This is a genomic window from Exiguobacterium sp. s124, assembly GCF_018617485.1.
In the GTDB taxonomy this organism is placed as follows: Bacteria; Bacillota; Bacilli; order Exiguobacteriales; family Exiguobacteriaceae; genus Exiguobacterium; species Exiguobacterium aestuarii.
In genome coordinates, this window is record NZ_JACSKH010000001.1 from 998,387 (window position 1) to 1,023,003 (window position 24,617).

At 47.2% G+C, this 24,617-nt stretch carries 26 protein-coding genes; 22 read left to right on the forward strand and 4 right to left on the reverse strand.

All coding sequences use genetic code 11. From position 1 onward, the window contains the following. Positions 1-4: 4 nt before the first annotated feature. Both gcvPA and gcvPB read left to right on the forward strand, forming a co-directional pair. Entirely contained in the window at positions 5-1,342 is a 1,338-nt protein-coding gene (gene gcvPA / locus KNO85_RS05210) for an aminomethyl-transferring glycine dehydrogenase subunit GcvPA (protein WP_214789812.1), read from the forward strand. Next, a complete protein-coding gene (gcvPB, locus tag KNO85_RS05215; protein WP_376777995.1) occupies positions 1,342-2,817 on the forward strand; it encodes an aminomethyl-transferring glycine dehydrogenase subunit GcvPB in 1,476 nt (491 codons plus the stop codon). The genes gcvPA and gcvPB overlap by 1 nt, the downstream gene beginning before the upstream one ends. Before the next feature lie 35 nt (positions 2,818-2,852). Here gcvPB and KNO85_RS05220 read toward each other — a convergent pair whose 3' ends face one another. Next, positions 2,853-3,233, reverse strand: a complete 381-nt coding sequence (locus tag KNO85_RS05220; protein WP_214787500.1) for a rhodanese-like domain-containing protein — start codon at positions 3,231-3,233, stop codon at positions 2,853-2,855. Between the two features lie 163 nt (positions 3,234-3,396). Between KNO85_RS05220 and mntR the strand changes: the two genes are divergently transcribed. Further along, entirely contained in the window at positions 3,397-3,825 is a 429-nt protein-coding gene (gene mntR / locus KNO85_RS05225) for a transcriptional regulator MntR (protein WP_074033309.1), read from the forward strand. Positions 3,826-3,999: 174 nt separating this feature from the next. Continuing rightward, complete coding sequence (gene hpt, locus KNO85_RS05230; RefSeq protein ID WP_214787502.1) at positions 4,000-4,527, forward strand: hypoxanthine phosphoribosyltransferase; 528 nt, start codon at positions 4,000-4,002, stop codon at positions 4,525-4,527. A 22-nt stretch (positions 4,528-4,549) separates the two neighbouring features. On the opposite strand, the gene KNO85_RS05235 is transcribed toward hpt, so the two are convergent. Further along, positions 4,550-4,960 carry an SA1362 family protein gene (locus tag KNO85_RS05235; RefSeq protein WP_214787504.1) on the reverse strand — a complete coding sequence of 137 codons (411 nt, stop codon included), beginning with the start codon at positions 4,958-4,960 and terminating at the stop codon, positions 4,550-4,552. Positions 4,961-4,974: 14 nt separating this feature from the next. Continuing rightward, complete coding sequence (locus KNO85_RS05240) at positions 4,975-5,916, reverse strand: DUF1385 domain-containing protein (protein ID WP_214787506.1); 942 nt, start codon at positions 5,914-5,916, stop codon at positions 4,975-4,977. A gap of 141 nt (positions 5,917-6,057) precedes the next feature. On the opposite strand from KNO85_RS05240, the gene aroQ reads away from it, so the two are divergent. From aroQ to spo0A, 15 genes are all read left to right on the forward strand, one after another. Then, complete coding sequence (gene aroQ / locus KNO85_RS05245; protein ID WP_214787508.1) at positions 6,058-6,495, forward strand: type II 3-dehydroquinate dehydratase; 438 nt, start codon at positions 6,058-6,060, stop codon at positions 6,493-6,495. Further along, positions 6,491-7,558, forward strand: a complete 1,068-nt coding sequence (locus tag KNO85_RS05250; protein WP_312846164.1) for a M24 family metallopeptidase — start codon at positions 6,491-6,493, stop codon at positions 7,556-7,558. Before aroQ ends, KNO85_RS05250 begins: the two co-directional genes overlap by 5 nt. A 29-nt stretch (positions 7,559-7,587) precedes the next feature. Then, positions 7,588-8,154 carry an elongation factor P gene (efp, locus tag KNO85_RS05255; protein WP_214692975.1) on the forward strand — a complete coding sequence of 189 codons (567 nt, stop codon included), beginning with the start codon at positions 7,588-7,590 and terminating at the stop codon, positions 8,152-8,154. Between the two features lie 117 nt (positions 8,155-8,271). Beyond that, on the forward strand, positions 8,272-8,721 hold the full coding sequence (gene accB / locus KNO85_RS05260) for an acetyl-CoA carboxylase biotin carboxyl carrier protein (RefSeq protein WP_214787512.1): 450 nt from the start codon (positions 8,272-8,274) through the stop codon (positions 8,719-8,721). A gap of 7 nt (positions 8,722-8,728) precedes the next feature. Continuing rightward, complete coding sequence (accC, locus tag KNO85_RS05265; protein ID WP_214787514.1) at positions 8,729-10,072, forward strand: acetyl-CoA carboxylase biotin carboxylase subunit; 1,344 nt, start codon at positions 8,729-8,731, stop codon at positions 10,070-10,072. A 112-nt stretch (positions 10,073-10,184) separates the two neighbouring features. Next, positions 10,185-10,571 carry a transcription antitermination factor NusB gene (gene nusB / locus KNO85_RS05270; RefSeq protein ID WP_214787516.1) on the forward strand — a complete coding sequence of 129 codons (387 nt, stop codon included), beginning with the start codon at positions 10,185-10,187 and terminating at the stop codon, positions 10,569-10,571. Between the two features lie 63 nt (positions 10,572-10,634). Further along, the gene (folD, locus tag KNO85_RS05275) at positions 10,635-11,471 is read left to right on the forward strand and encodes a bifunctional methylenetetrahydrofolate dehydrogenase/methenyltetrahydrofolate cyclohydrolase FolD (protein WP_214787518.1); all 837 of its coding nucleotides are present in this window, start codon (positions 10,635-10,637) and stop codon (positions 11,469-11,471) included. Beyond that, positions 11,464-12,810: an exodeoxyribonuclease VII large subunit gene (gene xseA, locus KNO85_RS05280; RefSeq protein ID WP_214787520.1), complete on the forward strand. Its 1,347-nt coding sequence runs from the start codon at positions 11,464-11,466 to the stop codon at positions 12,808-12,810. Before folD ends, xseA begins: the two co-directional genes overlap by 8 nt. Next, the gene (xseB, locus tag KNO85_RS05285) at positions 12,785-13,009 is read left to right on the forward strand and encodes an exodeoxyribonuclease VII small subunit (protein ID WP_214787522.1); all 225 of its coding nucleotides are present in this window, start codon (positions 12,785-12,787) and stop codon (positions 13,007-13,009) included. The genes xseA and xseB overlap by 26 nt, the downstream gene beginning before the upstream one ends. Beyond that, positions 13,006-13,884, forward strand: coding sequence for a polyprenyl synthetase family protein (locus KNO85_RS05290; RefSeq protein WP_214787524.1), 879 nt, complete (start codon positions 13,006-13,008; stop codon positions 13,882-13,884). The genes xseB and KNO85_RS05290 overlap by 4 nt, the downstream gene beginning before the upstream one ends. Before the next feature lie 124 nt (positions 13,885-14,008). After that, positions 14,009-15,901 carry a 1-deoxy-D-xylulose-5-phosphate synthase gene (gene dxs / locus KNO85_RS05295; protein ID WP_214787526.1) on the forward strand — a complete coding sequence of 631 codons (1,893 nt, stop codon included), beginning with the start codon at positions 14,009-14,011 and terminating at the stop codon, positions 15,899-15,901. A 6-nt stretch (positions 15,902-15,907) separates the two neighbouring features. After that, positions 15,908-16,723, forward strand: a complete 816-nt coding sequence (locus KNO85_RS05300; protein WP_214787528.1) for a TlyA family RNA methyltransferase — start codon at positions 15,908-15,910, stop codon at positions 16,721-16,723. A 155-nt stretch (positions 16,724-16,878) separates the two neighbouring features. Continuing rightward, positions 16,879-17,328, forward strand: coding sequence for a transcriptional regulator AhrC/ArgR (ahrC, locus tag KNO85_RS05305; protein ID WP_214787530.1), 450 nt, complete (start codon positions 16,879-16,881; stop codon positions 17,326-17,328). Between the two features lie 13 nt (positions 17,329-17,341). Beyond that, positions 17,342-19,039 carry a DNA repair protein RecN gene (gene recN, locus KNO85_RS05310; RefSeq protein WP_214787532.1) on the forward strand — a complete coding sequence of 566 codons (1,698 nt, stop codon included), beginning with the start codon at positions 17,342-17,344 and terminating at the stop codon, positions 19,037-19,039. Beyond that, a complete protein-coding gene (spo0A, locus tag KNO85_RS05315) occupies positions 19,040-19,771 on the forward strand; it encodes a sporulation transcription factor Spo0A (protein WP_214787534.1) in 732 nt (243 codons plus the stop codon). A gap of 658 nt (positions 19,772-20,429) precedes the next feature. Here the strand turns inward: spo0A and KNO85_RS05320 are convergent. After that, positions 20,430-20,678 carry a DUF2627 domain-containing protein gene (locus tag KNO85_RS05320; protein ID WP_214787536.1) on the reverse strand — a complete coding sequence of 83 codons (249 nt, stop codon included), beginning with the start codon at positions 20,676-20,678 and terminating at the stop codon, positions 20,430-20,432. Positions 20,679-20,813: 135 nt separating this feature from the next. Between KNO85_RS05320 and KNO85_RS05325 the strand changes: the two genes are divergently transcribed. The 3 genes from KNO85_RS05325 (at position 20,814) to KNO85_RS05335 (ending at position 24,616) form a co-directional block, all read left to right on the forward strand. Beyond that, positions 20,814-22,451, forward strand: coding sequence for a sigma 54-interacting transcriptional regulator (locus KNO85_RS05325; RefSeq protein WP_214787542.1), 1,638 nt, complete (start codon positions 20,814-20,816; stop codon positions 22,449-22,451). 121 nt (positions 22,452-22,572) lie between these two features. Continuing rightward, a complete protein-coding gene (gene yqiS / locus KNO85_RS05330) occupies positions 22,573-23,469 on the forward strand; it encodes a phosphate butyryltransferase (protein WP_214787543.1) in 897 nt (298 codons plus the stop codon). Positions 23,470-23,494: 25 nt separating this feature from the next. After that, on the forward strand, positions 23,495-24,616 hold the full coding sequence (locus KNO85_RS05335; RefSeq protein ID WP_214787544.1) for a Glu/Leu/Phe/Val family dehydrogenase: 1,122 nt from the start codon (positions 23,495-23,497) through the stop codon (positions 24,614-24,616). Position 24,617: the final 1 nt, after the last annotated feature.

The following is a 24,617-nucleotide window of genomic DNA, read 5'->3' on the forward strand; positions in this document are numbered from 1 at the left end:
CAGAATGGAATTTCGTTATTTACCGATGACCGAACAAGATGAGCGAGACATGCTACAAACGATTGGGGTCGATTCTATCGAAGGTTTGCTTGCGGATATCCCAGAGTCGCTTCGTGAAAAAGCGTCACTTGCAGCAATCGGCTCGCCACTTCCGGAAGTCGATCTCGTTCGTCATATGACGAAATTAGCGGACAAAAACAAGCACACGAAATCTTACCCAAGTTTCCTTGGAGCAGGGATGTATGATCATCTCTCACCGACCGTGATGAACCATATGCTTTTACGTTCTGAATTCTATACGGCTTATACGCCATATCAACCTGAAATCTCACAAGGTGAGCTTCAGGCGATGTTCGAGTTCCAAACGATGATTTGTGAGTTGACTGGAATGGACGTCGCAAACTCGTCGATGTATGACGGAATCACGGCTCTTGCTGAAGCAACTTATTTAGCGAGTGCACAGACGAAGAAAAAACGTGTTGTCGTTTCCGGGGCGGTGCATCCTGAAGCGAAAGATGTCATTCGCACGTATGCGGATGGACCTGGACTTTATGTCGAGTATACAAATGTAACAGACGGGGTAACGGATGTGTCGGACCTCGATTTGACAGATGCATCGTGTCTCGTCGTACAATATCCGAACTTTTATGGTCGCATTGAAGACTTGGAGCAATTGGCGAAGCAAGCACATGATGCAGGTGCGCTCTTCGTTGTCTCAAGTAACCCGCTTGCGCTAGGCATTTTGGAATCGCCGGGTGCCCTTGGAGCGGACATTACGGTTGGAGATGCTCAACCGTTCGGGATTCCACAAAGTTTTGGTGGACCGTCTTGTGGATATTTCGCAGTGAAAAAGTCGTTGATGCGTAAACTACCTGGTCGACTTGTTGGACAGACAGTCGATGAGGATGGGAAACGTGGGTTCGTTTTAACGCTTCAAGCACGTGAACAACATATCCGTCGTGATAAAGCGACATCAAACATCTGTTCGAACCAAGCACTTAACGCGCTGGCGGCTTCCATCACGATGTCTGCTTTAGGGAAATATGGAATTCGTGATATGGCCGTTCGAAATATTCAAACTGCCCATTATATGAAAGAGGCCTTAAAGACGGCAGGATTCAAAATCGTTGATGAAGGTCCGATGTTTAATGAATTCGTTGTCGATTTTGCTCGCGATGCAGAAGAAGTATCACGTCACTTGCTTGAACATGGAATGATTGGTGGCCTTCCGCTTGGGGCATATGAAGCGGAGCGTCAGTCACAGATGCTAGTATGTGCGACGGAGTTGCGTACAAAAGAAGAGATTGATCAGTTTGTTGAAGTGGTCGGGGGGATGAAATGATGCAACACGAACAAACACTTATTTTTGAAGTATCACGTGAAGGACGAACAGGATATAACTTACCGACGCCAACCGTTCCGGAAGTAGACCTCGAGTCATTACTACCAGCGACGATGATTCGGAAAGAAGTGGCTGAACTTCCTGAAGTGTCTGAGCTCGATGTCGTTCGCCATTACACGGCGCTCTCTACTCGAAACCATGGGGTAGATTCAGGGTTTTATCCACTCGGTTCTTGTACGATGAAATATAACCCGAAAGTGAACGAGGATATGGCGCGTCTTCCGGGATTTGCGCATATTCATCCACTGCAACCGGTCGAGACGATTCAAGGTGCACTTGAATTGATGGTCGACTTACAAGAACAACTTGCCGAAATCACGGGCATGGACGAAGTGACATTGCAACCTGCGGCAGGAGCACATGGGGAATGGACGGGCCTCATGTTGATCAAAGCATTCCACGAACGGAATGGCGATACGGCTCGTACGAAAGTACTCGTTCCAGACTCGGCACACGGAACGAATCCGGCTTCTGCCGTTGTCGCTGGATTTGAGACGGTAACAGTCAAGTCAGATGAGCGTGGTCTTGTTGACTTGGATGATTTGAAAACGAAAGTTGGCGCGGATACGGCTGCCCTCATGCTGACGAACCCGAACACACTCGGTTTGTTCGAGGCGGATATCCTTGAGATTTCTAAAGTGGTTCACGAAGCTGGCGGAAAGCTCTATTATGACGGCGCGAACTCAAACGCGATTCTTGGTATTGCACGTCCTGGAGACATGGGCTTTGACGTCGTTCACTTGAACCTGCATAAGACGTTCACGGGTCCTCACGGTGGCGGTGGTCCGGGTTCAGGTCCGGTAGGGGTGAAACGTGATTTGATTCCGTTCTTGCCGACACCAATCGTCACGAAGACTGATGAAGGATTTGGCTTGGACTACGATCGACCACTCTCGATTGGTCGAATTAAGCCGTTCTATGGAAACTTTGGGATCAATGTTCGAGCATACAGCTACATTAAGACGATGGGCGCAGAAGGTTTGACACGCGTATCTCGTGAAGCCGTGCTTAATGCGAACTATATGTTTGCCCGATTGAAAGATGCTTTCGATGTGCCATACGATACGTATTGCAAACATGAATTTGTCTTGTCCGGCAAACGACAAAAGGCACTTGGTGTTCGTACGCTTGATATCGCGAAGCGCTTGCTCGACTTTGGTTACCACCCACCAACAATTTACTTCCCGTTGAATGTGGAAGAATGTATCATGGTTGAACCGACTGAAACCGAATCGAAAGAAACGCTTGATGCGTTCTGTGATGCGATGCTTCAGATTGCGAAAGAAGCGGAAGAAAATCCAGAAATCGTACAGACGGCTCCACATACGACGGTCGTTAAACGCATGGATGAGACGCTTGCTGCTCGTAAACCAGTCTTAAAATATGAACGTCGTGAGGCGTCATCAGTGAAATAAAAAGAGCGGGTCGATTTGAATCGACCCGCCATTTTTTATGCTTTTTTAATCTTGCCTTTCCAGTTCTTGAATCCGCCATCAAGCATATAGATATTATTGTATCCGTTCTTCATGAGAAGTTTTGCAGCCTGGTTAGAGCGTGAACTTCCTTGGCAGTAGATCAAGATTGGTTGGTCTTTACGTAATTCTTTCATGCGCATCTTCAATTGACCGACCGGGATGTTTCGTGCACCGACGATGTGACCACCCTTATATTCATTCGGTTCACGTACGTCAATCAATTGTCCTTTGCGGAGTGAAGCGCGGAATTCTTCTTGTTTCATTTTTTTCAACCCGCGAGCTGGCATGAAGCGCCATACGATGTAGGCGATCAAGGCAACCCATAGGAGGATGACGAGGATTGTTTCAATTCCCATAGATGTTCTTCCCTTCTCTTTCAAAGTTACCATATCTCATTATAATGAATTTAAGGTCACGAGACAATGATTGACTGACTGAATCGGAGCTATCTCTTTCGATTTCAGGTTAGTTAGGATAAAATATAAAGTGGAAACCGGAACATTAGGGGAGGTCGTGCCCATGCCGACACCGAGTATGGAAGATTATTTAGAACGCATTTATTTACTCATGTCAGAAAAAGGATACGCACGTGTTTCTGACATCGCTGAACATTTAGGGGTTCATCCCTCCTCAGTCACCAAAATGGTTCAAAAATTGGACCGTGAAGAATATCTCGTGTATGAAAAATATCGAGGTCTCATGCTTACGAAAAAAGGTCAAAAAGTAGGAAAACGATTAGTCGAGCGCCATGCGATGCTCGAGTCTTTTTTACGTCTGATTGGAGTCGACGAAGCAGATGTATACGAAGATGTCGAAGGGATCGAGCATCATCTCAGTTCAAACACGCTCGATTGTATGACGCAGTTTGTGGAATTTTTTGAAGACAAGCCAGAACTGATGGATCAATTCAGAGAATTTCGTGAACAAGAGCGAGCTGCGGAAGAATAACATACTAAAAAAACGTCAATGTAAACGATTGACGTTTTTTTACAGGGTATATCCACCTTAAATACGAACGAAAATAACATTTTATTGTCTAATGTATAACTTTTTAAAGAAAATATGATAAGATAAATCGTGGATTCAGGAAATAGGGGGTGACGGCGAACATTCGCCGAACTGATGGATATTCAAATTAAAGGTAAGCTGTTTGATGAACAGCAAATTCGAGATCGGGTACAAGAATTAGCAGAAGAAATTGAGAAAGATGCAAATGGGACTCCTATTGTCATCGTTGCAGTTTTAAAAGGGTCAATGGTGTTTGCTGCTGATTTAATGCGTTATATGAAAGGAAGTGTGCAGCTCGACACGGTCGCGACGTCTTCATATGGGAAAAAGACTGTTTCGAGTGGCAGTGTACAACTTCGCAAAGACCTTGACTTGGATGTGGAAGGGAAATATGTTGTCATCATCGAAGACATCATCGATACAGGGCAGACGTTGAAGTTTTTATGCAAGCATATGGAGCTTCATCAACCGAAACAACTAAAAATCTGTACACTCCTCGATAAACCGGCACGCCGTCTCGTACAATTGGACGCAGATTATGTCGGCTTTGAAATCCCTGATGAGTTTGTTATCGGGTATGGGATCGACTATGCGGAACAGTATCGTAACTTACCATACATCGGGTATGTGGAGACAACATAAAAGGAGCGCCGCGGCGCTCCTTTTACATGTTTGCTTTCTTTTTCTTCTTCCCTTTTTTCCCCTCGATTACCGTAAGGTGTGGGGGATTGCTCCGATGTACGTTCGAGCGTTTCGACAACTTCGTGACGTTCGAACCCGGTTTTCTACTCTTCTTATTCTTTGTGGCCGCGGATGGTTTAACTTGAGGACCACGGTTCCCTTGCATCCGTTTTTTAGAGGCTTGTGCGGTTTTACGATAGCGCATGTCCTCTGGGGACATACGACGCCCGATGAAAACGCGATAGATCACATAAAAGACTAACCCGAATATCCCGATGAACAATAATTGTCTAAATAAGCGACCAGGATCGGTGGCAAGCATATGCCCGACCCCGATGAAGCCTAGGATAAACACGATTGTTGCAGCGATCGAACCTACTCTTTGTCTGATCATGGTGCTTCCTCCTCTTATCCCTCTCTATGAATGACCGATTCTCCTAACTCTTTACGTTCCCATGTCTCAAATGCTTCGATTGCGACTTGGATCTGTTCATCGCTTGGTTCCCGAGTTGTCAATAACTGGAGAGACAGACCTGGCTTGCCTAGGAAAGACAGAAAGCGATGTTCACGGAAACGATTGGTGAATTGAAGGACTTCAAATGAGATTCCGATGACGACAGGTAAGAGCGCGATTCGGCTGACGAGTCGTAGCCAAAGTGGATCGATTGGGACGATCATATACACGCCAATCCCGACAAAGACGGTGAACAAAATAAAGCTCGACCCGCAACGGTAATGAAGACGTGAGCTTTGACGAACTTGTTCGACCGTGATCGGACGTCCGGACTCATAACAGTTGATGACCTTGTGTTCAGCTCCGTGATATTGGAAGACGCGCTTGATGAGTGGCGTCAACGAAATCAAATAGAGGTAACTGAGCAACAATACTAATTTTATTCCCCCTTCAAGGAGGTTTTGAACCACGTGTCCAGAAAATAACGGCACATCTTGAAACATTGCGGCAAGAAGTGCTGGAGTCACGTTGAAAATCAACTTGCCGAAGACGTAAGAGATCACACCGATGATTGCAATGAAGGCGATCATCCAGATGCTCTGCTTCTGTTCCTCGTTTGTGCTGACATCTTCACTCGGGTCGACATCATATCGGTCGCTTGCAAAGTTCATATGCGCCGATCCGTTCTTCAGTGATTCATAAAGCGCGACAATCCCTCTGAGAAACGGTACTTTTTTTAATGATTGGACCCATGGGACGAGGATTCGCGCTTGTTCGAACGTTTCGATGGAACCGTCTTTTCGCCGAATGGCGGATGCGCTCTCGGAGCGGCCTTGGAACATGACGCCTTCCACGAGTGCCTGTCCTCCGACAGGAATGGTTGGTTTAGAATTCATTCACTTTCCTCGATTCTTACAGAGTTGTACTTGAATTATACCGTGTTTTATCAAAAAAACGAAAGTGCGGAAGGCTCGATTCACGTTCTTTCGAGAAATTTGTTACAATAGATAAGACTTGACGAACGAGGGGGAAGAAGATTGCGGATTTTAGTATTGAATGGACCGAATTTAAATTTACTCGGTCGCCGTGAGCCGGACGTGTATGGGGACGTGTCGTTAAAAGGCTTAGCTGCCGAATTGATGCTCGCTGCACCGGAAGAAGTCGAACTTACGTTCAAACAATCGAATCACGAGGGAGAATTGATTGACGCGTTACATGATGCCTATGAGTATGAAGGTGTCATTTTAAATGCGGGTGCTTATACGCACACATCGATCGCGATTCGAGATGCCATATCCGCCATCGCTGCCCCGGTCGTTGAAGTACATATCTCGAACGTGCATGCCCGAGAGACGTTTCGCCACGAGTCGAAACTCGCAGGCGTATGTTTAGGTGTCATTACTGGGTTTGGGCTCACCAGCTACACGTTGGCACTGCATGCACTAATCGAACATTGGAGGAATCGACATGATTGAACGCGTAAACAAACTGCAAGCACAGTTAGAGGCAAACGAGATTGACGCATTGCTCGTTACAAAACGTGAGAATATTCGTTATTTATCTGGTTTCACCGGATCAAGCGGTGTCATCGTCATCACGGCGAAATCGGCAAGCTTCATCACAGATTTCCGTTACACGGAACAAGCGAACGATCAAGTAAACGGATTCGACATCATCGAACTCGATACATCACTCATTAAATCGGTGGCAGATGTCGTGACGCGTGAGTCAATCACACGACTTGGGATCGAACAGGACGCGATGACTGTCGGTCAATATCGCACGTATGAAAAAGAAGTGGATGCAAATCTTGTCGAGACATCTGGAATCGTGGAAAAACTGCGCTTGATTAAGGATGAATCAGAGATTAAGATTATGAAGGAAGCTGCGGCAATCGCTGATGCGGCATACGCACATATCCAGACGTTCATCCGTCCTGGTCGCACTGAAAGAGAAGTCGCGAACGAACTTGAAATGTTCATGCGCTCTAAAGGTGCTGATTCATCATCGTTCGATATGATTGTCGCCTCTGGTCTTCGCTCGGCACTTCCGCACGGAGTTGCGAGTGATAAAGTCATCGAATCAGGTGAACTTGTCACACTCGATTTTGGTGCATACTACAAAGGGTACTGCTCAGATATTACGCGTACTCTCGCAGTCGGTCCGATTTCGGACGAGTTGCGTCAAATTTATGATACAGTCCTTCGTGCCCAACTTGCTGGTGTCGAAGGGACACGCGCTGGCATTACAGGGATTGAAGCTGATGCATTGACGCGAGACATCATCAAAGAAGCGGGATATGGCGAATACTTCGGTCACTCGACGGGTCATGGTCTCGGTATGGAAGTGCATGAGGCGCCAGGTTTATCTTTCCGCTCGGAAACGGTACTCGAACCTGGAATGGTCGTCACGATTGAGCCGGGTATTTACATCAACGGTGTCGGCGGTTGCCGAATTGAGGACGATGTCGTCATTACGGAAGACGGATGCTACCGTCTGACGCAGTCGCCAAAAGAATTAATTACGATCGAGGCTTGAGTCTCGTCTGAATTTAGGAGGAAATCAACATGGTATCAGTTAACGATTTAAAAACAGGATTGACAGTCAAAACGTCTGACGGTTCGATTTGGCAAGTCATCGAGTTCCAACACGTAAAACCAGGTAAAGGTGCGGCATTCGTACGTACGAAAATGCGTAACTTGCGCAACGGAGCGATTCAAGAGACGACGTTCCGTGGTGGAGAGAAAATCGAACGTGCGCATATCGAACGTAAGCGTATGCAATACCTCTATCCAATGGGTGACACATATGTCTTCATGGATAATGAATCGTACGAGCAACTTGAGTTGACGAGCGAACAAGTGAAAGCAGCGCTTCCTTACTTGCTCGAAAACATGGAAGTTAGCATCGCAGACTACAATGGCGAGATTCTTGGAATCGAGCTTCCGACAAGCGTCGTGTTAACAATTATCGAAGCAGACCCGGGCGTCAAAGGGGACACAGCATCGAACGTGAAGAAAAACGCGACAGTCGAAACAGGACATGTCATTCAAGTACCACTTTTCATCGAGCCAGGTGAAAAAGTGACAGTCGATACACGTACTGGAGAATTCATGGGTCGTTACAACGGTTAATCAGGCAGAGTGTTCATTCGAATGAATGAGCGCTCTTTTTTTCTCGTTGCATTCATTGGTCTGACCAGTTATAGTGAAGAGGAGATTAGTACCAGGTATAAACAGGGGGTAAGAAAGATGCAAATCGATCAAATTAAAGAGCTCATTCAACTGTTGGACCAGTCTTCGGTCCATGAAATGGAGCTTGAAACATCTGATTTCAAACTGTCATTAAAGAAAGAAGCGCAAGCGGTCATGAGCGCGCCAGTGATGCAGACACAAGCAATCGCACCACCTGCGCCTGCTCCTCAAGTAGAAGAAAACACAGAACAATCGGCGCCAGAAAAAGCGTCTTATCGTACAATCACGTCTCCGATGGTCGGAACATTTTACTCACGTCCAGCTCCGGATAAGGAAGCCTTCGTCAACGTAGGTGATCGAGTGGAGTCGGGGCAAATCGTCTGTATTTTAGAGGCGATGAAACTGTTTAACGATGTGGAAGCGGAAATCAGTGGCGAAATCGTCGAAGTGCTCGTCGCCGATGGCGATCTCGTCGAATTCGGTCAACCGCTCTTCAGCGTGAAGTGAGGTCGTTATGAAATTATTAATCGCTAACCGCGGAGAAATCGCGGTTCGAATCATACGTGCAGCAAAAGAATTGAATATTCCGACGGTCGCCGTCTTTTCGGAAGCAGATCGTGAAGCGTTACATGTCCATTTGGCTGATGAGGCGTACTGTATCGGACCAAACCCATCAAAAGACTCGTATTTGAATATTCCAAACATCTTATCGGTCGCCTGCGCCGTAGACGCGACGATGGTGCATCCGGGATATGGCTTTTTAGCTGAAAACGCAGAATTTGCCGAGATGTGTGAGGCGTGTGGCATCCAATTCGTCGGTCCAAGTAGCTATGCCATTCGTAAAATGGGAATCAAAGACGAGGCGAAACGAACGATGATTGAGTCAGGTGTCCCGGTCGTCCCAGGTTCTAGCGGTGTCGTCACAGATGAAGAGGCAGTCGAACTCGCACGCGAGATGGGCTATCCGGTCATCATTAAGGCGACGGCAGGTGGCGGTGGACGTGGTATTCGTGTCGCCCGCGACGAAGATGAACTTATTCAAGGTTTGATTGCGACGCGCAAAGAGGCGAAGCAGGCGTTCGGTAACGGAGATGTCTATCTTGAGAAATTTATCGAGTCGTTCCGTCACGTTGAAGTACAGGTCCTCGCTGACCAATTCGGGAACGTGATTCATCTAGGGGAACGTGACTGCACAATTCAACGACGTATGCAAAAACTCGTTGAAGAGGCGCCGTCACCTGCAATTGACGAAACTACTCGTCGATTGATGGGAGATGCGGCCGTCAAGGCAGCGAAAGCGATTCAATATTCTGGAGCAGGGACAATCGAGTTCATCTACGTTCCGGAATCGAATGAATTTTATTTCATGGAAATGAACACGCGGATTCAAGTCGAGCACCCTGTCACGGAGATGATCACCGGCTTTGATCTCGTGCAAGCACAACTCGAGGTGGCGCTCGGACATCCGCTCGCCATCTCACAAGAAGACATCACCTTCTCCGGGCATTCGATTGAATGCCGAATTAACGCCGAAGATCCATTCATGGATTTCCGTCCGATGGCGGGGAAAATCGATCAGTATATCGTTCCCGGCGGTATGGGTGTTCGGGTGGATAGCGGTCTCTATGCAGGAGCGATGATTCCTCCGTTTTATGACTCGATGGTCGCCAAGTTGATTGTGCACGCACCGACGCGTGACGAGGCGATTTTGAAGATGTTGCGCGCTTTGGACGAGTTTACGGTTTCAGGAATCAAAACGACGATTCCGTTCCATCAGCAAGTCATGGCACACGAGCAGTTCCGAATCGGCAAATTCGACACGAAATTTGTCGAAAAAGAAATGTCATTGGCGAAATAACAACAACCAGGAAGCCCGAACATTATTTCGGCTTCCTGGTTTTTTGTACTGAATTTATGACTGCTTTATGCTAAACTATCACAATGAAAGCATGTAAAAGGAGAGTAACTGAATGAAACGTCATGAAGCACGAGAGAAAGCGATTCAAACGCTTTTTCAAATCGAAGTATCTAAATTAGAGGTAGACGAAGCAATCGAGTTTGCGTTGGACGGTGAAGAGTCGGATCCGTTTTACGAACAACTCGTCACAGGAACGCTAGAGCATCAAGAGGATATCGACGCCTTACTCGTCGAGAACTTGAAAAACTGGCGCTTGGATCGTCTAGGAAATGTGGAACGCACGATTTTACGAATGGCGACGTTCGAATTGTTGTATGTCGAAACGATTCCGGAGAACGTTACCATCAACGAGGCAGTCGAACTCGCGAAAGCGTTCGGAGACGAAGAAGCCGGTAAGCTCGTGAATGGCGTACTCGGCAACATCATTAAAGAAGACTAAAAAATAGAGATAAGACACCAGACCAACTACAGAAAAACCTAAAGACAACGGGGGATGAGAGAGATGGCAGTAGTGATCGACGGGAAACAAGTGGCAGCATCATATCGAGAAACGTTAAAAGAGCGTGTGACAGAACTTCGCGCACGCGGCATCGTACCGAAATTGAAAGTAGTATTGATTGGGGATGACCCTGCAAGTCATAGCTATGTACGCGGGAAAGAACGGGCGGCACAGGAAATCGGGATTGATTCACAAGTGCTCCGTTTTGATGAAACGATTAGCGAGAAAGAATTACTCGACTTGATTGACTTGATGAATGAGGATGAGGAAGTTCACGGGATTCTCGTGCAACTCCCACTACCAAAACAGATCGACGAATCACGAGTCATCATGCGCATCTCTCCTGAAAAGGATGTAGACGGGTTCCACCCGGAGAACGTCGGGAAGATGATGCTCGGTCTGGACACATTGCTGCCATGTACACCTCACGGCATCTTGCATCTCGCAAAGACACAAACTGAGATCGCTGGGAAGCATGTTGTCGTTGTCGGGCGCAGTCAAATCGTAGGAAAACCAGTTGGCATGCTGTTCTTGAATGAATCCGCTACGGTCACGTATTGTCACTCGAAAACAGATGACCTAGGAGCCATGACTCGACAAGCTGACATTTTAATTGTCGCGGTTGGACGTGCAGGGCTTGTAACAGCGGACATGGTCAAACCTGGAGCGCTCGTCATCGACGTCGGCGTCAATCGTGTCGAAGGGCGTCTCGTTGGTGACGTCGATTATGAGGCTGTAAAAGAAAAGGCGAGTGCGATTACGCCGGTTCCTGGCGGTGTCGGTCCGATGACCATCACGATGCTCATGCATAACACGGTCGAGGTAGCGTCACGTGGCTAATCCACTTCCGGTCTCCGAAGTTGTCCGATATGTGAAACGGCAACTCGATGATGATGTATTGCTTCGACAAGTCGCGGTCATCGGTGAGATTTCAAATTTCAAACGCTATTCCTCCGGACACTGTTATTTCACCTTGAAAGATGATGTGTCTCGGATGAAAGCCGTGATGTTTTCTCGAGATGCGAAACAACTTCAGTTCGAACCGAAAGACGGGATGAAGGTCATCGCTGTCTCGAGAGTGACGATGTATGAAGCGACCGGGGATGTACAACTGTACGTTGAACTGATGCGCCAAGATGGCATCGGCTTGTTATATGAACGGTATGAAGCTAGAAAACGTGAACTTGAGGAAAAAGGTTGGTTTGATGCAGAACAGAAACAACCCCTTCCGACGTTTCCGGAGCGCATTGGAATTGTCACATCTCCAAAAGGTGCAGCGCTACATGATATCGCGACCACGCTTCGGCGTCGGGCGCCCCATGTTGCCATCACATTTGCCCCTGTAGCTGTACAAGGTGAGATGGCTGCCCCGCAAGTGGCTTCTGCCATTCGCTGGATGAATGAACGGACCGACTGTGATGTGCTGATCGTCGGTCGCGGTGGTGGCTCGATTGAAGAATTGTGGGCGTTTAATGAAGATGTCGTGATAGATGCCATCTATACATCGACGATTCCAATCATTTCTGCTGTCGGGCACGAGACAGACTATACACTTTCTGATTTTGTCGCAGATGTTCGGGCTGCTACCCCAACAGCGGCGGCAGAACTCGCTACAGCGATGATCGACGCACAGCGGAAAGATGTAGAACGTTTGGATAATCATCTGCACAAAGCCGTCAGAATTCAACTCGATGATTCACGGACTCGTGTAGAACGTATGATTAACAGTTATGGGCTGAAATCACCACGATATACGATTTCTCAGAAACGAGAGCGGTTTGCCCAGTCAGAAATACGGCTCGAGCAAGGAATGAAACGACACCTCACCGAAGCCACGCATCAACTCCGTCAGTTGTCACAACAGCTTGATGTGAAGCGGTTCTCAAAAGAATTGTCTAAGCAAGGTGAGCAGGTCAATCAAATGGTCGATCGACTCCGTCGGACAAAACCGATAGAACAGTCAAAGCAACAATTTGCACAACAGGTTGGAAGATTGCATGCGGTCAGCCCGCTCGTCGTCTTATCACGAGGTTATACGTTTATCGAACAAGACGGGGCATACGTGCAAAATGTGAAAGAATTACGCGATGGGAACATCTCGATTCGTTTTCGGGACGGTCATGCTGTCGCTGAAGTGAAGGAGAGGATTGTTGGTGACGAAACAAGAACAGACGTTTGAAGCAGCGCTTGAACGACTTGAACAGATTGTCGCGCAACTCGAAACCGGTGATGTGCCGCTAGAAGAAGCGATGACTTTATATGAAGAAGGTGTCCGGTTATCTGCTTTGTGCCAGACAAAACTCTCGGCCGCTGAAAAGAAGATGGACGAAATTCTAGAGCTAGATGGCACCCTGCGTGAAAAAGGAGGGTCCTCATGAACCGAACGGATGACTTGAACAAGTGGAAGAGAACTGTCGAAGAATCGATGCGTTTGCTCATTGAGGCGAGTGATATGCCAACGCGGCTTCGCGATGCGATGTCATATTCCTTAGAAGCGGGCGGGAAACGAATTCGTCCTGCACTCGTCTATGCTGTTCTTGAAACATACGGTGTACCACTCGAACGAGGGAATGAGGTTGCGGCGGCGCTCGAAATGGTCCATACATATTCGCTGATTCATGACGATTTACCGGCGATGGATGATGATGACCTTCGTCGAGGTCGTCCGACGAATCACCGACAGTTTGATGAGGCGACTGCAATTTTAGCGGGTGACGCGCTTCTGACAGATGCGTTTCGTATTCTCGCACACATGTCGCTCCCTGCCGTAGAAAAAGTTAAAATCATCGAGGCTTTCGGTCTAGCAGCCGGTAGCTCAGGTATGGTCGGCGGTCAGCTGGACGATATGCTCGCTGAAAAGCGGAATGACGTCACGTTACAGGAACTTCAATCCATTCATGAGCGGAAGACCGGAGCCCTTCTTGTCTATGCACTTGAAGCGGGTGGGATCCTTGCCGGCGTATCGGAAGAAGATCGGTCCCAATTAAAACAGTTCGGTCGTCACCTCGGCATTGCGTTTCAGATTCAAGACGATATTTTGGATGTCGTCGGAGATGAACAGACAATCGGGAAACGTGTCGGTTCGGATGAAGAGAATGAAAAAACGACATATCCGAAATTACTCGGATTGGACGGAGCGAAGCGTGCGCTCGATGCAGAAGTTGAGGCGGCGACCTTTGCAATCGAGTCGCTCTCAACTCCAGCTCCCCTGTTATTGGACTTGTTGGCGTTTGTAGTGAAACGAAATCATTGACCTCTGGTGACACGATGAGCACATCGTGTCACCTTTGTTTTGGGGAATGTGTGGCATCTACCGTCACATTCTTGTAAAATGTAAGGTACGAATCAGTAAAATGTGAGGAGAAAGGATGGTCATTATGGACTTGACATCCATTCAAGACCCGTCATTCCTGAAAAGGATGTCTGTAACCGAACTCGAATCACTCGGCTCAGACATTAGACGATTCTTGATTGAAAAATTGGCAGTGACGGGAGGGCATTTGGCGCCAAACTTAGGAGTTGTGGAGTTGACGCTAGCCTTGCACCGTGTATTTGACAGTCCGAAAGACCAACTTGTATGGGACGTCGGTCATCAGGCGTATGTTCATAAAATTTTGACAGGACGTACGAGCCAGTTTGATACCCTTCGACAATACAATGGGTTATGTGGCTTCCCAAAACGTTGTGAGAGTGAACATGATGTGTGGGAAACCGGGCATAGTTCGACTTCGCTTTCAGCAGCTATGGGGATTGCGATCGCGAATGAATTAAAAGGCCGTGCGAACGACCGTGCCATCGCAATCATTGGCGATGGGGCATTGACTGGAGGAATGGCGCTCGAGGCATTGAACCATATCGGTGCCGAGAAGCAAAATGTCATTGTCATCTTGAACGATAATGAGATGTCGATTGCACCGAATGTCGGGGCGATGCATAATATGCTCGGCCGAATCCGTGCTTCGCGTAAATTGAAACACGCGCGTGAAGAGATGGAATCCATTATTAAACACATTCCACTCGTCGGCAACTCACTCGAACGGAGTGGGGAGCGAGTGAAAGATTTATTAAAATCCGCACTCATTCCGGGCACGTTCTTTGAAGAACTCGGCTTCACTTATTTCGGACCGACTGACGGCCACGATTTGAAAGACTTACTTGAAACACTTGAGTATGCGAAAAAAATCGATGGACCTGTTCTCGTTCACGTCATCACGAAAAAAGGGAAGGGTTATCGTCCCGCTGAGTTAGACGGTGTCGGAACATGGCACGGATTAGGACCTTATAAAATCGAGTCAGGTGAAGTGATTAAAGGGAAACCGAAAGGCCCGAGCTACTCGAAAGTCGTTGCAGAGACAATCACGAAAGTGGCAGAAACGGATGAGCGCGTCACATTGATCACGCCGGCAATGAGTGTCGGGTCAAAACTCGACTGCTTCACGAAAAAATTCCCGGAACGCATGTTTGACGTCGGGATTGCCGAACAACATGCGGTAACACTTGCAGGTGGTCAGGCGACACAAGGACTAAAACCGGTCGTCTCGATCTATTCGACGTTCTTCCAACGCGCGTATGACCAACTCGTCCATGACATTTGTCGTCAAAATCTAAACGTCGTGTTCACAATCGACCGTTCAGGACTTGTTGGAGCAGACGGAGAGACACACCAAGGTGTATTCGATATCGCTTTCATGCGTCACGTACCGAACATTCGAATCTTGATGGCGAAAGATGAAGAAGAGTTGCAACAACTCGTTTATTCAGCGCTTCGCTATGATGGTGGACCGATTGCAATCCGTTTCCCGCGTGGGGAAGGGATTGGCGTACCAATGAGTGATACGCTCCAAGAAATCTCTCTTGATGATTGGGAAGTCGAGGCAGAAGGGACAGATGTCGCGATCCTGACGTTCGGACCACAAGTTCAAGACGCTTTGGAAGTACGTTCATTGTTAGAAGGCAAGCTCAGTGTACGCGTCATCAATTGTCGCACGATTAAGCCGCTCGATGATGCAATGCTCGCCTCTTTATATGCAGAAGGTATTCCGCTCGTGACGCTTGAGGAAGCGGCGCTCGCAGGTGGTTTTGGGAGCAGTGTGCTCGAACATGCGAATGAAGCAGGAGCGTTCCCGCGGATTCAACGTCTCGGGATTCCGGACCGGTATATCGAGCACGGTGGTGTCAATCAACTCTTAGAAGAGATTGGTCTCCGACCAAACCAAATGGCAGAATCGATTGAACGGTTCGTCATGGAGACAAATCGACAGAATGTGTGAGGGATTATGGAAAAAAGAACGAAAACAAGATTAGATGTACTACTCGTCGAACGCGGACTCGCTGAAACACGAGAGAAGGCGAAACGTTCTGTCATGGCCGGTCTCGTCTACAGTGGGACCGAGCGCCTAGACAAGGCGGGCGATAAAGTGTTTGACGATATCCCTCTTGAAGTGAAAGGTCAAGTGCTTCCGTATGTCGGACGAGGAGGGCTGAAACTCGAGAAAGCACTACAAGTGTTCCCGCTCGACGTCGAAGGACGTGTTGGGATTGATATCGGCTCCTCTACCGGAGGATTTACAGACTGTGCACTTCAAAACGGTGCGACGCAAATGTATGCGGTCGATGTCGGATACAATCAGCTAGCCTGGAAGCTTCGGAGCGATGATCGAGTCGTTGTCATGGAGCGGATGAACTTCCGTCATGCGACAGCCGATCAATTCCCAACCAAGCCAGATTTTGCGACGATTGATGTTTCTTTCATCTCACTTCGTCTCATGTTGCCACCTCTTAAAGAAATTCTAAAGCAGGACGGTGTCGTCATGGCCCTCGTAAAACCTCAATTCGAAGCCGGTAAAGCCGACGTTGGGAAAAAGGGGATTGTGCGAGATCGTGATGTTCATGAGCGGGTGGCGAGCGATATGGTTCGCTATTTCGCATCGGAAGGGTTCTTTGTCGAAGGACTGGATTACTCCCCGATTACGGGTGGAGATGGAAACATTGAGTTCCTGTTATTCGCCCGTTATACGGGAGTAGGGGGCGTCACGCCATCACTCCGAGTCGAAGATGTTGTGGATGCGGCCCACACCAAATTAAAAGGGTAAGCGATGGCTACAGACAGATTTGTCTGTAGCTTTTTATGATTGTAGAAGAAGAGATGGAGAATGGTGGAAATCACCTCTGGAATGCTAGACCTTTTTTCGACAATACTTTAGAATGATAATGTGTATGTGAAACGAAGAATGAGGTGTCAGCGCTTATGAATAAAGGACAGCGATTGATTAAAATTCGAGACATCGTGACGAATCGTGAAATCGAAACGCAAGATGAACTAGTAGACGAGCTTCGTCGTTTAGGGTATCCCGTCACACAGGCTACTGTATCTCGGGATATTAAAGAGTTACATTTGGTCAAAGTACCTTTGAACGATGGGCGATACAAATACAGCTTGCCTGCGGATCAGCGCTTTAACCCATACGGTAAAATGAAGCGCATCCTCAGTGACAGTTTCGTCTCAGTCGATTCAGCTCAAAACTTGGTCGTCATGAAAGTGTTACCTGGTAATGCGGATGCGATTGGTGTCTTGATTGATCATCTATCATGGGATGAATTGATTGGAACGGTTTGTGGAGATGACACGATTCTCATGATTGCTCGCGATGAGGACAAAGCGAAGCAGATCATTGATCGACTACTCGGAATGTTATGAGGTGAAAGTACGTATGTTAGCAGAACTATCAATCAAACAGTTTGCGATTATCGACGAATTAAACATTCCGTTTAATCGGGGCATGACCGTTCTTACAGGTGAGACGGGTGCAGGTAAATCGATTTTGTTAGATGCGATTGGGTTGCTTGTTGGAGGACGTGGGTCGAGTGAGTTCGTTCGTTATGGTCAGGATAAGGCCGAAATCGAAGGGATGTTCATGGTGGAATCGGATCATCCGGTGATTGAGGCGGCTGAACAATACGGCATCGAAATCGAAGATGGGACAGTCATTTTGCGCCGAGACTTACATAGTAGCGGGAAAAGTGTCTGTCGTGTGAATGGGAAGATGATGCCACTCTCGACGTTGAGAGAATTCGGACGACTTCTCGTGGATATTCATGGACAGCATGAACACCAACACTTGATGGACTCAGAATTTCACTTAGGCATTCTCGACCATTTTGCCGAAAAAGAAGTCGGGCCACTATTAGAGGAGTATCAGACAGCTTATGCAGCCTGGAAACAAGTCGCAGATGAACTGAAACGACTCAGTCAAAGTGAACAAGAGCTCGCGCAACGAATGGATTTGTTATCGTTCCAAACGAAAGAAATTGAGGCGGCTGAGTTAAAAGCAGGGGAAGAACAGGCGCTGACAGAAGAACGTGATGAACTGGCTAACTTCGAACGGATTCATCAACATATTCGTCTGTCTTATGAGGCAGTCGCGGAAGAGTCGAATGGGCTTGACCATATCGGGGTCGCGATGCGTGAAATGGAAGAAGCATCTCAATTATCCTCATCCCTCGCATCTGTATCAGAAACGATTTCAAATGCTTATTATTTACTCGAAGATGCGAAGTTTCAGTTGCGTGATCAACTAGACTCACTCGAGTTCGATCCAATTCGTTTAGATGAAATCGAGTCGCGTCTGGCATTGTTCCAACAGTTAAAACGAAAATATGGAACGACAATTGAAGAAGTCATCGCTTATGGAGAGCAAGTATCTGACGAGTTGAAGTCGATGACGAATCGAGAGGAACTTCTTCAAACTTTGTCAGAGGATCTCGTCCGATTAGAAAAAGTTGCAAAAGAGGCGGGTACAAGACTGTCCGCGGCTCGTAAAGAGGCGGCCGAGTCTCTTCAACATGCCATCCACCGAGAGCTAAAAGAACTGTATATGGAAAAAACGGCGTTTGAAGTTCGATTCCGAACGACGACACTAAAACAAGACGGTCTTGACGACGTCGAATTTTATATGATGACGAACGTCGGAGAACCTTTCAAACCACTGGCGAAAGTGGCTTCAGGTGGAGAACTTTCCCGGGTCATGTTAGCCCTTAAGTCAATTTTTTCCCGAACGGTTGGTGTCGCATCGATTATCTTTGATGAGGTTGATACAGGAGTATCTGGACGCGTCGCCCAAGCGATGGGAGAAAAAATCTTCCGTTTGTCTGTCGGTTCACAAGTACTGTGTATCACGCATTTGGCACAAGTCGCTGCGATGGCGGATCAACATCTTTACATCACCAAGACGGAGACGAATGATCGGACGAAGACGAATGTTGCCACTCTCGACCGAGAGAGCCGAATTGACGAGCTCGGCCGAATGATCGCAGGTATACAAATGACCGACTTGACGAAGCAACATGTGGAAGAGTTGCTCGAAATGTCACAGCAAGTAAAACAGAAGTTCATCAAAGGAGTGTCATAAGTGATTACATTATGTATTGCGGACGACAATCGAGAAATCGTCGATTTGTTGAGCCGACAACTAGAATCTGAGCCTGATCTCCGTGTCGTTGGAACAGCGCACGATGGTGAAGCATGCTTGGATGTCGTCAAGGCACACCAACCGGATGTACTCTTACTCGACATAATCATGCCTCATTTGGATGGAATCGGAGTCTTGCAACGTCTACATGAAGAACTCGGTGATGATAAGCCGGAAGTGATCATGTTGAGTGCATTTGGAAAAGATGAAGTGACGAAACAAGCGGTTCAATTAGGTGCCTCTTACTTTCTCGTCAAACCATTCAATATTCAACAATTGTTAACGAAAATTCGTGAACTGTCGGACGGTGCTAATCGCGAGTTTGAAGGAATGTCTCCAGATGAAATTGAAATTTCGCTCTTGCTCCAACAACTTGGGATCTCTCCTCGAATCAAAGGATTCAAATATATCCGCCAAGCCGTCATCTATGTGCGCGAGCGTCAAGATTTGCTTGGATTGATCACCAAGGAATTATATCCGATGGTGGCAAAAGAGCATGATACGACTTCATCACGTGTGGAACGGGCGATGCGTCACGCGATCAAGACAGCATGGGAGAATGGAATGCGCGACCATGAGATGTTTGAAGGGCGACCTGAGCGTGAACGTAGTCCAAAGAACTCGGAGTTCATTTCATATTTCGTCACGTACTTGTCGTTTAAAAGTAATTGAATCTTTAAAGGTGGACTAAGTCATCAAATGACTTAGTCCTTTTTTTAAAATAATCAATAAAAAATTTTATTTACTTTATGAAAGAAAGCGCTTGCAAAACCGTCGTACTTTGTTATAATAAAGGTGTACCAAGTTACTTGGACAAGCGTCAGATGAACGCTTTTCAAACTTGTTCCGGAGCAATGTTTGAAGAAACAAAATCATCTCGGTTCGCTATCCGACAATAGCTCAGAGGTGGGAACGACATCTCAAGTCGTCAATGTCCCGACGTGAGGTCGCGACAGTCGCTCATTTGCGAGACGATTCTATCATCAACTCGAAGCTAGGGGTTGATATAGGAAAAACAAATCGTTCAGTTAACCAAAAGGAGTGTTGTCAACCGTTGAACAGTTTATGGCAAGCGTTCGACTTCACGATGGATGGTTGGACATGATCCGATAATAAAAAATGTTAGTAACTCGAATGGAAATGTTCCGTTCACGCAAGACGGCAGTTACTAAAGTTCTTTCATACTTCTTCATTAAGAAGACATTGGATATCGTGTCAAAGGAAGTAAAGCAGTTGGAAAGGAGATCATCCGTAGTGATCACAATTCAATACGAATAAAAGGTTCCGCACTTGAAATGAAGTCAAGTTAGGGAACCTTTTTTTTGTGTGCTTATGAGTCGAGTCGTTGAACTTTTCCTGTTTTTTTGTCGCGGTTAAATATATAGCCAGCTACAAATCCGATCCCGCCCATGGCGAGCAGAAGTCCGAAAGTCCCCTGCAACATGGAGGCGGCAGCGAGTGAATCGATCCATGTGAACGGTGCGCTCGTCTTCAAAAAGAAGCTGTCGCGAAGCAATTTGATTCCGTAAACACCTAATAAACCAGGGACGATTAAGATTAGAAGCGCGATGAAACGCATGCAATCTCCTCCTTTACCATACATTATTTTAACAGAAATCTGTTCATTCCACACTGTCTATTTTTAGGCGGCTTGCGCATCATGGTGGGATTCAGTAGCATGAAGAAGAGAAGAGTGAAAGATGGGGGAATTCGTATGAATAAACGATTGATGATTGTCGGTGCGGGCAAAGGAGGGACGGAAGTCTTGAACATGTTGATGGACTCCCCGCTCGCGACGATCGTTGCGGTCGTCGACTCCGATGCATCGGCTGAAGGGATTGCCCTCGCCAAAAGTTATGGCATCGCCGTGACGGACGATTGGACGAAATATGCAGAGGTAGCATTAGACTTTGTTATTGAGACGACAGGGCAGCATCAAACGTTCGAAGAGTTGAAAGATCATTACAAAGATGCGGTTGTGTTGCCGGGAGAATTTATTCGAATCGTTGTCGAGCGATTGAAACAAAATCAACAGATGCTTGAAGCAATCATCGAATGTACGAGTGAGGCGATCTCGGTAGCCGATCATCACGGCAATACGATATTGATCAATCCGTCATATACCCGGTTGACGGGATTTAAAAAAGAGGACGTCGTTGATAAGCCTGCCACGGCCGATATCGGTATGCAGGAGAGTGTGCATCTGAAAGTTCTATCGACGGGTCAAGGTGTCCGAGATATTCGGATGCAAATCGGGGCGACGCGACGTGACATACTTGTGAATGCAGAACCGATCATCGTAGAGGGGAAATTGAGAGGTTCGGTCGGCGTCATCCGTGATGTGTCTCAAATCCGTGCACTTCGTGATGAATTGCAAGAAGCGAAAACACGTATTCGAAATTTAGAAGCTAAATATCAATTTGCTGATATTATCGCAACGAGTGATACGATGCGATTTGTCATCGATCAAGCAAAATTGGCAGCGGTGACACCAGTTACGGTATTGATTCGTGGAGAATCGGGAACAGGAAAAGAACTGTTTGCCCACGCTATCCACGGAGAATCTCCACGAAAATTTAAAAAGTTCATCCGAGTAAATTGTGCGGCCATCTCGCCTACGCTTCTCGAAAGTGAATTGTTCGGTTATGAAGATGGTGCATTTAGTGGTGCAAAGCGTGGTGGGAAGACAGGTTACTTCGAGGAGGCGGATGGTGGATCGCTCTTTTTGGACGAAATCGGAGAATTGCCACTCGATGTCCAAGTAAAACTCCTTCGTGTCCTTCAAGAAAATGAGATTGTGCGAGTCGGGGGGACGACGGCGATTCCAATTGATGTCCGCATCATAGCCGCAACGAATGCGGATCTTGAACAAAAAGTGGCGGACGGAACATTTCGTGAAGATTTATACTATCGAATCAACCGGATGCCCATCCATATCCCGCCACTTCGAGAACGGTTGAATGAACTCGAAGCACTCTGTGACCGCATCGTTCGAAAGTTGAATCAAGAGTATGGCCGAAGTGTACAAGGGGTAGATGAAGATGCGTTGACTCTGTTGAAAAGTCAGCATTGGAAGGGGAATGTCCGCGAACTTGAAAATGTGATTGGTCGCGCAATGATTTATATGGCGAACACGGAACAACAGATTGCTCCACATCACTTACAATTATCACCTCGTACGCCGAGCCAGAAAGTCGTCGAGTCTGGAACACTTCATGAAGCCGTGGCGAAATATGAACGTGATTTGATTGAACGGACGATTGAAGAAGCCGGTGGGAATAAGTCAGAAGCTGCCCGGCGGTTAAAAATTTCAATCCGGACTTTATATAATAAATTAGACACCATGCAATAAAGTGCATGCAATTATATGCACACTAAGCAATTATGTGCATGGCTTCCTGCTTTATAAAGCGCTTACAATTTAGGAAACAAACTTGCTTATGGTATAGTGTAGAGTGCAAGGGGGGACAACGATGAATTTTGAACGGATGCTGACAAACGCAAAACAACTTGAGGGTTGTACAGTATCCATTGCGGGGGCAGCGGACGAAGAGGTCATTCGAGCCGTAAAACTCGCTACGGATCATGGATTGTCACGATTCATTTTATTTGGTGAAGCTCGGGAAATCCGAAAGTTATGTGAACAGTATGGAATCGACGAGGCAGCCGTCGATATTTTACATGCAAAAGGTGACGTTGAGATTGCGAGACGTGCCACACTAGCCGTGAAAAACAAAGAGGCAGATGTGCTCATGAAGGGGATGGTGTCGACATCGACATTCATGAAAGCCGTCCTTAATCGGGAGGCAGGACTTCGTACGAAACGAACGCTCAGTCATATCGCGCTATTTCAAATTCCGAATCGGGAAAAATTAATCGGTGTGACCGACGCCGCAATCCATATCGCGCCGACGCTCGAAGAAAAAGTAGAAATCATTCATAATGCGGTAGAAGCGATGCATGACATCGGTTACGTATCGCCCAAAGTCGCAGCAATCGGAGCTGTTGAAGTTGTCAATCCACAGATGAATGCGACGCTCGATGCCGCATTGCTCAGTCAAATGAATCGTAGAGGACAAATCAAAGGCTGTATCGTAGATGGACCGCTCGCCCTTGATAATGCAGTCGACATGGTCGCAGCGAAACAAAAAGGAATCAATAGTGAAGTAGCAGGGCAAGCTGATTTATTAGTCGTGCCATACATAGAGGTCGGTAACGTCCTTTATAAATCAATCATGTATTTCGCAGAGGCGAGCGTAGCGGCGATTGTCGTTGGCGCGTCTGCCCCTGTCGTATTGACGAGTCGTGCCGATACAGCGGAGGCGAAACTTTATTCTCTCGCATTCGCATTGTTACATGCTAAAAACTAATCGTACTTAACAGGAGGAACTGATCATGATGGAAACAAACACAGAACCACGCTTCCGTATTTTTGACGTCTTACAATCTGAGGATTACGAACAAATCGTATTTTGCCAAGACCAAGCGTCTGGACTAAAAGCAATCATTGCGATTCACGATACAACTCTTGGTCCTGCACTCGGTGGGCTTCGCATGTGGAACTATGAGTCAGAGCAAGAGGCACTCACAGATGTCTTACGTCTCGCTAAAGGAATGACGTATAAAAATGCGGCCGCCGGTCTCAACCTCGGTGGTGGGAAGGCTGTCATCATCGGAAATGCCAAGACGGATAAATCGGAAGCCCTCTTCCGTGCATTCGGTCGATACGTACAATCACTCAGCGGACGTTACATTACAGCTGAAGATGTGAACACGACGGTCGCTGATATGGACTTCATCCATATGGAGACAGACTATGTAACGGGTGTGAGCCCAGCGTTCGGTTCAAGCGGGAACCCTTCACCGGTGACAGCTTATGGTGTCTATCGCGGTATGAAGGCTGCTGCGAAATGGAAGTTTGGGACAGACTCTCTCGCTGGGAAGACGGTTGCAGTGCAAGGTGTCGGAAACGTAGCCTACAACTTATGCCGCCACCTTCATGAAGAGGGTGCACATTTGATCGTGACGGACATCAACGAAGAAGCGCTCAAACGTGCAGAAGCAGATTTTGGTGCGACGGTTGTTAAACCAGATGAGATTTATGGGGTCGAGTGTGACATTTTCGCTCCATGTGCACTCGGTGCAGTCATCAATGACAAAACGATTCCACAGTTGAAAGCGCAAATCGTCGCTGGTGCCGCGAATAACCAATTGGCTGAAGATCGTCACGGGGATGTGCTTGACGAGAACGGCATCCTCTACGCACCAGATTTCGTCATCAACGCTGGTGGTGTCATCAACGTCGCGGACGAACTCGAAGGATACAATCGCGAACGCGCAATGAAAAAGGTCGAACTCATCTATGACAACATGATGCGTGTCTTTGAAATCGCAGAGCGTGACGGCGTACCGACGCATGTGGCGGCTGACAAGATGGCAGAAGAACGTATTCATATGATGTCTCGTTCACGTAGTCAGTTCCTCAAAGTCGAAAAAAGCATTCTAGGGAGACGCTAAG